Origin of the sequence: Kitasatospora cystarginea, from assembly GCF_039533515.1 — a bacterium.
Classification (GTDB): Bacteria; Actinomycetota; Actinomycetes; order Streptomycetales; family Streptomycetaceae; genus Kitasatospora; species Kitasatospora cystarginea.
The window spans coordinates 101,568-109,471 of the sequence record NZ_BAAATR010000033.1; the positions used below are offsets into that span (position 1 = coordinate 101,568).

The following is a 7,904-nucleotide window of genomic DNA, read 5'->3' on the forward strand; positions in this document are numbered from 1 at the left end:
CCTAGCGGCAGCGGGTCGCGCGCAGGCCGTCCAGCACGATCCGGAGGTTGCGCTCCCACTGCCGCTCGTCCGCCGGGATGCCCAGTGTCCGGTCTCCCGTCGCCGCGGCGGCCAGCAGGAACGCCACGTCCTGCCAGGTCACGTCCGCCCGGATCACGCCGGCCGTCCGGGCCCGTTCCACCAGGCGGCCGATCCGCTCCCGCAGCCCCGCCAGCCGCTCGGCGAGGGTCTCCGGGCAGGCACCGCCGAGTGCTTCGCCGATGCCGCAGCTCTCGGCCCGCAGCCGCACGTAGCGCGCGGCGAACTCGCACAGTCCGTGCCAGGGGTCGGGGTCGTCCAGCGCCTGATCGGCCAGGTGCGCGATCTCGTCGAGCACCTCGTCGAGCACCGCCTCCAGCAGCACTTCCAGCGAGGGGATCCGCCGGTAGAAGGTGCCCACGCCGACGCCCGCCCGGCGGGCGATCTCGTGCGCGGACACTCCGACGCCGACCTCGGCGACCGCGTGCCGGGCCGCGGCCACCAGGCGCTCGACGTTGCGCCGGGCATCGGCGCGCGGGCGGCGCCCGGACTCGTCGACCAGCAGGCGGTCCACGGCACTTCGCGGTTGCTCCATGAGCCGATCCTAGCAATAACTGGACCAACCCTGTCCGGTTAGCTACAGTCTCCGGACAGCTAACCGGACAATGGTTGTCCATTTATGTTGCCGAGGAGTCACGCGCATGGAAGCGAAGAGGATCCGAGTGGGCATCATCGGCGCCAGCCCCGACCGGGGTTGGGCAGCGCGGGCGCACATACCGGCCCTGCTGGCACTGCCGGACTACGAGCTCACCGCGGTCGGCACCAGCCGCCCCGAGAGCGCCCGGGCGGCGGCGCAGCGGTTCGGGACCGCACACGCTTTCACCGACGCCCGGCGGCTCGCCGAGCACCCCGACGTGGACCTGGTCGCCATCACCGTGAAGGTCCCCGCGCACGCCGGACTGGTCGAGGCCGCGCTGGCCGCGGGCAAGCACGTGTACTGCGAGTGGCCGCTGGCACGCACCTCCGAGGAGGCGCGGGCACTGGTAACTTCCGCTCGTGACACGCGCCTTCACCATGCGGTCGGACTGCAGGCGCGCTACGCCCCGGCCATCGCCTACGCCCGCGATCTGGTCGCCGCCGGCCGGATCGGACGGGTGGTCTCCGCCACCGTGTACGCCGCCCGCGGCAGGGGGGCCGGGGAGCGGATCCCCGCCTGGGCGGCCTACACCCTCGACCGCGACAACGGCGCCGGGCTCCTGGAGGTCGCGGGCGGGCACACCCTCGACGCGGTGCAGTACGTGCTCGGCGGCTTCAGCGCTCTCTCGGCCGAACTGTCCGTCCAGCGGCCCGGCTACACCGTCGCCGAGACCGGCGAGACGGTCGAGGCCACCAGCCCCGACCACCTCCTGCTCAACGCGACCCTCACCGGGGGCGGTGTCGTCTCGGCCCACATCCACGACGCCAAGGCCACCGAGGCGCGGACCCGGCTGGAGATCTCCGGCACCGAGGGAGACCTGGCCCTCGTCTCCACCGGGCCAGGCGGCCCGGCCGGAATCCAGATCGGTGGACTCCGCCTGTTCGGTGGTTCGGAGGGCACCTACCGGGAGCTCACCGTTCCGGACCGGTACCATCCGGCACCCGGTGTCGCCCCGGACGCGGAGGGCTTCAACGTGGCCCGACTGTACGCCGGACTGGCGTCCGACATCCGGACTGGATCGCACACCGTCCCGGACTTCGGAGCGGGCCTGCGGCTGCACCGGCTGCTCGACGCGATCAGGCGCTCCGCCGGCACGGAAACCCGTCAACTCCTGGACGGACAGGCCGAGTCGGCGGCCTCCGGGGCGCGTACCGACCAGGGATGACGGCGGCTGGGAGCGGCAGTGTCCGTGCCCTGTCCGGCATCGGCCGTTCGCGGCGGACCGGTTCGGCCGCGTAGCGGCACGAGCACACGTGCGTGTCACCGGGCGCCCCGGCCGAGGCGGCGGCCTGGTCACGGCCTACGCTCGGTACCCGGCCGACTCCGAGAGCGGCCGATCGACCGGGGAGGAACACCGCATGCCGTCAACTGAAGCTCATGTGATCACCGAGGTTCCCGTCGCCGAGGCGGATGCCGGACCCTACGGCATCACCGTCGGCCCGGACGGTGCGCTCTGGTTCACACTGGTCCACGCCGGGCGGATCGGACGGCTGACACCTTACGGTGCGTGCGAGCAGTACGCACTGGACTCGGCGGACTGCGGACCGACGGTGATCACGCCGGGTCCGGACGGTGCGCTGTGGTTCACCCGGTACCGGGATCACCGGATCGGGCGGATCACCACCGACGGCCAGGCGGTCTCATTCGCCGTCCCCACCGCCGAGGGCGGCCCCTTCGGGATCGCGGCCGCCGCCGACGACGCACTCTGGTTCACCCTGACCAACGCCGACCGGATCGGGCGGATCACCACGGACGGCCAGGTGACGGAGTTTCCTCTACCCGTCGACCACGCCTTCCCCTCGGCGATCACCGCTGGCCCCGACGGTGCACTCTGGTTCACCCTCAACCAGGGGAACGCGATCGGCCGGATCACGCTCGACGGGGAGGTCACACTCCACCCGCTGCCCACTCCGCAGGCCGCTCCGGTGGGCCTCAGCGCCGGCGCGGACGGCAAGCTCTGGTTCGTGGAGATCGGCGCGGGGCAGGTCGGGCACATCGACCTGGACGGCGCGATCACGGAGTTCCCGCTGCCGGACCGCTCGGCCCGTCCGCACGCGATCACCGTCGACTCGGCGGGCACCTGCTGGTTCACCCAGTGGGCGGGCAACAGCGTCGGGTCCATCACCGCCGACGGCCGGATCGAGGAGTACGCCCTGCCGAGTCCCGGTTCCGAGCCGCACGGCCTGGCCGTCGGGGTGGACGGCGCCCTCTATGTCGCGCTGGAGACGGGGGCCGTCGCGCGGCTGAAGGTCTGACGCGTAGGTCCGGCACGAAGACACGGGCCTGCTACAGAGCCGAAGGGGCCCTGACGGCGTGCCGTCAGGGCCCCTTCGGTGCGCGTTCCGGGTTTTTAGTACCAGTGGTGGGTCTGCCAGAAGGCCCAAGCGGCGTTCGGGCTGCCGTAGCGGGTGTTCATGTAGTTCAGGGCCCACTTGATCTGGGTCCGCGGGTTGGTCCGCCAGTCGGCACCGGCGGAGGCCATCTTGTAACCCGGCAGCGCCTGAGCCAGACCGTAAGCGCCGGAGGACGGGTTGGTGGCCGTCACCTTCCAGCTGGACTCGTGGGAGATGATCTGGTTGAAGGAGGCCCACTGGTTCGCAGGGACCATCTGCTTCGCGATCTGCTGCGGGGTGGCAGCGGAAGCGGCGGGGGCGAAACCGGCGCCGAGGGCGGTCAGGCCGGCGACGGAGGCGAGCAGGGCGACACCGGTACGCATACGAGCGGGGAAAGCGGGCATGTAGATAGAGACCTCAATCGGGTTGGCCGTGTCCTCGCCCGTTCAAGGGCCCACGTGACCGGACAGGGTTCACGTAGGTGTGGGTGGGGGCACGGCGGCACTCGACGCGTCTGCGTTCGGTGCCAGGGGGAAGTTCCGCGGCGGGACAGGAGCCGCGGTCTCTGACGACGTCGCCATTCTTAGCGAGCTGTCGCGCCCGGGCCAAGACCCCCTGATACGACGCCTCGTCGTAGTGGCGGACGGTTCTTGACGAGCGCCGATCAGCCGTCTGTTCCCGCCCGCTCGATCGCCAAACCTGACAAATCGGACATTTTTCTAGAGTTTTGACATGCCCGCTGACCTGGGCGAAAGCCAACGGAAGGCACCCGGAGGGCTCGATTCCAGCCTGAATTGGCGCGATCATGGTAAGCAGCCAGGGGGGAGCGGCCGCTGCGCCTTCGGCGATCAACTATCGGCAGTCGTGGACGTTCGGACGGTGTGACGACCCTCACCGGATCGGGCCGGTTTGGGGGGTTTCCGCACTTGATCGGCAGGGGGCCGAGCGATCTGCGGCTGAACCTGCGCGGCGGACACGGCCTCGGGAAGTTCTACGGCCGGTGCGGTTACTTGGAGATCGGTCGGGCACCCCGGACGATCCGGGTCGCCCCGGGCGACGAACGGGACGAGGTCACCATGTGGCTCGACCTGCGCTGAGGCCGGGGCTCGGGCGGGGCGGGGTGGGGCATCCGGCTTGCGACCCGTCCCGCCCGCCGCAAAGACTCCGCAGTACCCGCCACCCGCCGACCCGAGCCGGGTGTTGCCGGTCCTGCTGCGCAGGCAACCGCTCTTCTCGCCGTCCAGGGTGAGGTGGCCGCTTCCAGACGCGGATCCCGCGCCGCACGGGGGTGCCACACACCTCCGTCAGCCCGTCGGCGGGGCGAGCTCGCATCCACTGGTCCCGGTGGTCCCGGTTGGCAGCAGCACGGCTACGGCGGCCGAGCACGGCCGGGGTCGCAGCTGGCTGGCGGTGAGAGATTCCCCTAGCCTGCGGAATGGAGCGAACTGCTACGGGATCCCAGGGCAGGAGGTCGGGTCGGATGGCCGTTCACCATCGCTATGCCACCGTGCAGGGGCGGCAGCTCTTCTACCGGGAAGCCGGATCGAGCGACGCCGGCAAGGTCGTGCTGCTGCACGGCTTCCCTACCAGCTCGTTCATGTTCCGCCACCTCATCCCGGCCCTCGCCGACCGCTACCACGTCATCGCTCCCGACCACCTGGGCTTCGGCTTCTCCGACGCTCCGGGGGTCGACGAGTTCGACTACACCTTCGACGCGCTGACCGAGTTGACCGCCGGCCTGCTCGCCCAACTCGGTGCCGACCGGTACGCGATCTACGTCCAGGACTACGGCGCACCCATCGGCTGGCGGCTCGCGCTGAACAACCCCGATGCCATCACCGCGATCATCAGCCAGAACGGCAACGGCTACGAAGCCGGTTTCGTCGAGGACTTCTGGAAGCCCGTCTGGGCCTACGCCAAGGACCCCAATCCGCAGACCGAGGCCGCTGTCCGGCCCGCGCTCGGTGTCGAAGCCATCAGGTGGCAGTACCTGCACGGCGTTCCCGACCCCAGTCTGGTCAGCCCCGACACCTGGTGGCGCGATGCCGCGCTCGTCCAGCGTCCGGGCAACGACCTGGTCCAGCTCGGACTGTTCCGCGACTACATCACCAATCTCGCGGTCTACCCGAGGCTGCACGAGTACCTCAGGACCAGCCAGGTCCCGCTGCTCGCCGTCTGGGGCCGCAACGACGAGATCTTCGGACCGGCCGGGGCCATCGCCTTCAGCGACGACGTTCCCGACGCCGAGGTCCACCTCCTGGACGGCGGCCACTTCCTACTGGAGAGCCATCTGGAGCCGGTCACCAGCCACATCCGGGCCTTTCTCGACAGAGTGCTGAACCGCTAGGTGCCCGGATCCGGAGGGGTCGGAGACAGCGCCCCTACCGCGGGTCCGTTCGACCGAGCCGCTCCCGGGCGGTGGCGCCGCGCCGTTCGATCGGCAGCACGCCGGTGGCGGCGGCGAGGCCGTGCGGGGGCATGTCCCCGTAGATCGACTCGTAGGAGCCGGGCGGGACGATGTAGGTCTCGTGCCAGATCCCCACGTGCCGGCGGGACTTGCGCTCAAAGCGGTTGATCATGGCCCAGGCCTTGCGGTGCAGCCGGTCGGGCGCAGCGGCGTACTCCAGCAGCTTCTCCTCGGACTCCCAGTACTGGACCACCAGGTAGGTGCGCGGTGAGCCGCTGAGCAGTTGGTAGCCCTTCAGCCCGCTCTGCGGGTCCCGGGAGAGCTCGCGGAGCATCCGGGGCATCGCGAGCATGGTCGGCAGCCAGTGGTGCGGCGCCCAGAAGTGGTTGATCCGCATGCCGATCAGGAAGACGACGACCTCCCCCTCGGCGGCAGCGGTGGTACGACCGGGTATCGGCCTGCTGACCATGGCACCCCCTGGTGATCGACGGACGCGATGCGCCCGCCCGTGATTGGATGGCCCAGCTCTCGACCAGTGGGATAGTGGCACTATTCAATAGGAGGCACAAGAGGATGCGCCTGGCCGATCTGAGCGAGCGGAGTCAGGTCTCCATCGCCACGATCAAGTACTACCTGCGTGAGGGCCTGCTGCCGCCGGGCCGCCGGGTGAACGCGACGCAGGCCGAGTACGACGAGTCGCACCTGCGCCGGCTGCGGCTGGTGCGGGCGATGGTCCAGGTCGGGCGGATCCCGGTGGCCACCGTCCGCGAGGTGCTGGCCCAGGTCGACGACGACTCGCTCGGCCCGACCATCCGCCTCGGTGCCGCGCTCTGGGCGCTCCCCCGGGCCACCGAGCCGGAGCAGGACGACCCCGCCGTGATCACGGCCCGCCAGGAGGTCGACCGGATGCTCACCCGGCTCGGCTGGACCCTGGCGGTCGAGATCGGTCCGCTCTCACCCGTCTACCGGGAACTGGTCGCTTCGGTCGCCTCGCTGAACCGGCTCGGATACCCGCTCGACGCAGACGACCTGGCCCCGTACGCGCGGCAGATGGAGCACACCGCCATCCACGACCTGGACCGGATGGAGCGGTTCCCGACCGCCGTCGAACAGGTGGAGGCCGCCGTCGCCTCGGCCGTCCTGTTCGAGCCCGTCCTGCTGAGTCTGCGCCGCCTCGCCCAGGAGCAGGAGGCCACCCGCCGGTTCGGCCTCTAGGACACCGGGTCGATCAGGACACCGGGTCTGTAGGGCGGAGAAACGGACGGCGGAAAGCGGGCGGCGGGCAGGGGCGGTAGCCGTTTCGGCCACCGCGCCCTGCCCGCCGCCGGGGAGTCGAGGATCAGGCGAGGCTGTCGTCGATGAAGGCGAACAGCTCCTCGTCCGAGACCGAGTCGAGGTTCTCCACGTCCACGACCTCACCGGGCTCGGCGGGCGCGGAGTCGGCCAGCGGCTGCGACTCGCTCCACCGGGTGGCGAGCGCCTGCAGGCGCATCTGGATCCGGGCCCGGGTGACGCCGTCCGGGCTGCTCGCCGCGAGTGCGGCCTCCAGGCGGTCCAGCTCGTCGAGCACGGTCGTGGCGGGGTTCGCCGCGTCGCCCGAGGCCAGCTCGCCGCGGAGGTGGGAGACCAGCAGCACTGGCGTCGGCTGGTCGTAGACCAGCGAGGCCGGCAGGGTGAGCCCGGTGAGTTCGGCCAGGCGGTTGCGCAACTGGACGGCCGTCAGCGAGTCCAGGCCGAGGTCGCGGAACGCCTGCCCCGGGTCGACGTCCTCCGGTCCCGGGTAGCCCAGCACCGCCGCCGCCTCGGTCCTGACCAGGGCGAGCAGCGTCTTCTCGCGCTCGTTCTCGGTAAGTGGGGCCAGCCGCTCCCGCAGCGGGGGCCCGGCCGGGCCTGCCGCCTCGGGGGCCGCCTCGCCGTCGGCGGCACTCGACTGCTCCGCGCGGCGGCCTCGGGCCCATTCGGACATGGCGGACAGGGCGAAGCTCAGCGGCAGGTCGCCGTCGACACCCAGGGTGGCGGTCAGCGCGTCGATGTCCTCGCGTTCCACCAGGTCCCAGAACTCGGCGTCCATCGCGCCGAGTTGAGCCGCCGAGGCGTCGGCGTCGGCCTCCTCGGGCCAGTAGCGCTGGCGCTGGAAGGCGTAGGTGGGCAGCTCGGTCCGGCGGGCGCCGGTGCCGGCGAAGAACGCCTCCCAGTCGATGACCACGCCGCGTACGTGGGCCTGGGCGAGGGCGGTGGTGAGCGTCTGCGCCTCGGGACGGCCGGCGCGCAGCGCCGGGGCGAATACGGCGTCGGTCACGCAGTGCTCGCCGAGTGCGGACAGGATCGAGTCCGGACCGAGTTCGACGTACGTGCGGACGCCTTCGCGCTCCAGGGTCTGGATCGCGTCGTGGAAGCGGACCGCCTCGCGGACGTGGCGCACCCAGTACTCGGCGGTGCGCAGCTCGTC

At 71.2% G+C, this 7,904-nt stretch carries 9 protein-coding genes; 5 read left to right on the plus strand and 4 right to left on the minus strand.

Features of this window, described 5'->3' with window-relative positions; translation table 11 throughout:
- Position 1: 1 nt before the first annotated feature.
- A complete protein-coding gene (locus ABD369_RS29420; RefSeq protein ID WP_344639603.1) occupies positions 2–613 on the minus strand; it encodes a TetR/AcrR family transcriptional regulator in 612 nt (203 codons plus the stop codon).
- 106 nt (positions 614–719) lie between these two features.
- Between ABD369_RS29420 and ABD369_RS29425 the strand changes: the two genes are divergently transcribed.
- Positions 720–1,880 carry a Gfo/Idh/MocA family protein gene (locus ABD369_RS29425; protein ID WP_344639604.1) on the plus strand — a complete coding sequence of 387 codons (1,161 nt, stop codon included), beginning with the start codon at positions 720–722 and terminating at the stop codon, positions 1,878–1,880.
- A 193-nt stretch (positions 1,881–2,073) separates the two neighbouring features.
- On the plus strand, positions 2,074–2,970 hold the full coding sequence (locus ABD369_RS29430) for a Vgb family protein (RefSeq protein ID WP_344639605.1): 897 nt from the start codon (positions 2,074–2,076) through the stop codon (positions 2,968–2,970).
- 95 nt (positions 2,971–3,065) lie between these two features.
- Here the strand turns inward: ABD369_RS29430 and ABD369_RS29435 are convergent, their stop codons facing one another.
- On the minus strand, positions 3,066–3,452 hold the full coding sequence (locus ABD369_RS29435) for an aggregation-promoting factor C-terminal-like domain-containing protein (RefSeq protein ID WP_344639606.1): 387 nt from the start codon (positions 3,450–3,452) through the stop codon (positions 3,066–3,068).
- A gap of 522 nt (positions 3,453–3,974) precedes the next feature.
- Between ABD369_RS29435 and ABD369_RS29440 the strand changes: the two genes are divergently transcribed.
- On the plus strand, positions 3,975–4,145 hold the full coding sequence (locus ABD369_RS29440) for a hypothetical protein (RefSeq protein ID WP_425557807.1): 171 nt from the start codon (positions 3,975–3,977) through the stop codon (positions 4,143–4,145).
- Between the two features lie 383 nt (positions 4,146–4,528).
- A complete protein-coding gene (locus ABD369_RS29445) occupies positions 4,529–5,395 on the plus strand; it encodes an alpha/beta fold hydrolase (protein ID WP_344639607.1) in 867 nt (288 codons plus the stop codon).
- A 34-nt stretch (positions 5,396–5,429) separates the two neighbouring features.
- Here the strand turns inward: ABD369_RS29445 and ABD369_RS29450 are convergent, their stop codons facing one another.
- On the minus strand, positions 5,430–5,924 hold the full coding sequence (locus ABD369_RS29450) for a DUF4188 domain-containing protein (protein ID WP_344639608.1): 495 nt from the start codon (positions 5,922–5,924) through the stop codon (positions 5,430–5,432).
- 104 nt (positions 5,925–6,028) lie between these two features.
- Between ABD369_RS29450 and ABD369_RS29455 the strand changes: the two genes are divergently transcribed.
- Entirely contained in the window at positions 6,029–6,670 is a 642-nt protein-coding gene (locus ABD369_RS29455; RefSeq protein ID WP_344639609.1) for a MerR family transcriptional regulator, read from the plus strand.
- A gap of 124 nt (positions 6,671–6,794) precedes the next feature.
- Here the strand turns inward: ABD369_RS29455 and ABD369_RS29460 are convergent.
- A partial coding sequence (locus ABD369_RS29460; protein ID WP_344639610.1) for a phosphopantetheine-binding protein occupies positions 6,795–7,904 on the minus strand: 1,110 nt, incomplete at its 5' end.

Coding starts and splice junctions, on each gene's coding strand:
- ABD369_RS29445 (WP_344639607.1), top strand. CDS start 4,529: ATGGCCGTTCACCATCGCTATGCCACCGTGCAGGGGCGGCAGCTCTTC.
- ABD369_RS29435 (WP_344639606.1), bottom strand. CDS start 3,452: ATGCCCGCTTTCCCCGCTCGTATGCGTACCGGTGTCGCCCTGCTCGCC.
- ABD369_RS29425 (WP_344639604.1), top strand. CDS start 720: ATGGAAGCGAAGAGGATCCGAGTGGGCATCATCGGCGCCAGCCCCGAC.
- ABD369_RS29455 (WP_344639609.1), top strand. CDS start 6,029: ATGCGCCTGGCCGATCTGAGCGAGCGGAGTCAGGTCTCCATCGCCACG.
- ABD369_RS29450 (WP_344639608.1), bottom strand. CDS start 5,924: ATGGTCAGCAGGCCGATACCCGGTCGTACCACCGCTGCCGCCGAGGGG.
- ABD369_RS29430 (WP_344639605.1), top strand. CDS start 2,074: ATGCCGTCAACTGAAGCTCATGTGATCACCGAGGTTCCCGTCGCCGAG.
- ABD369_RS29420 (WP_344639603.1), bottom strand. CDS start 613: ATGGAGCAACCGCGAAGTGCCGTGGACCGCCTGCTGGTCGACGAGTCC.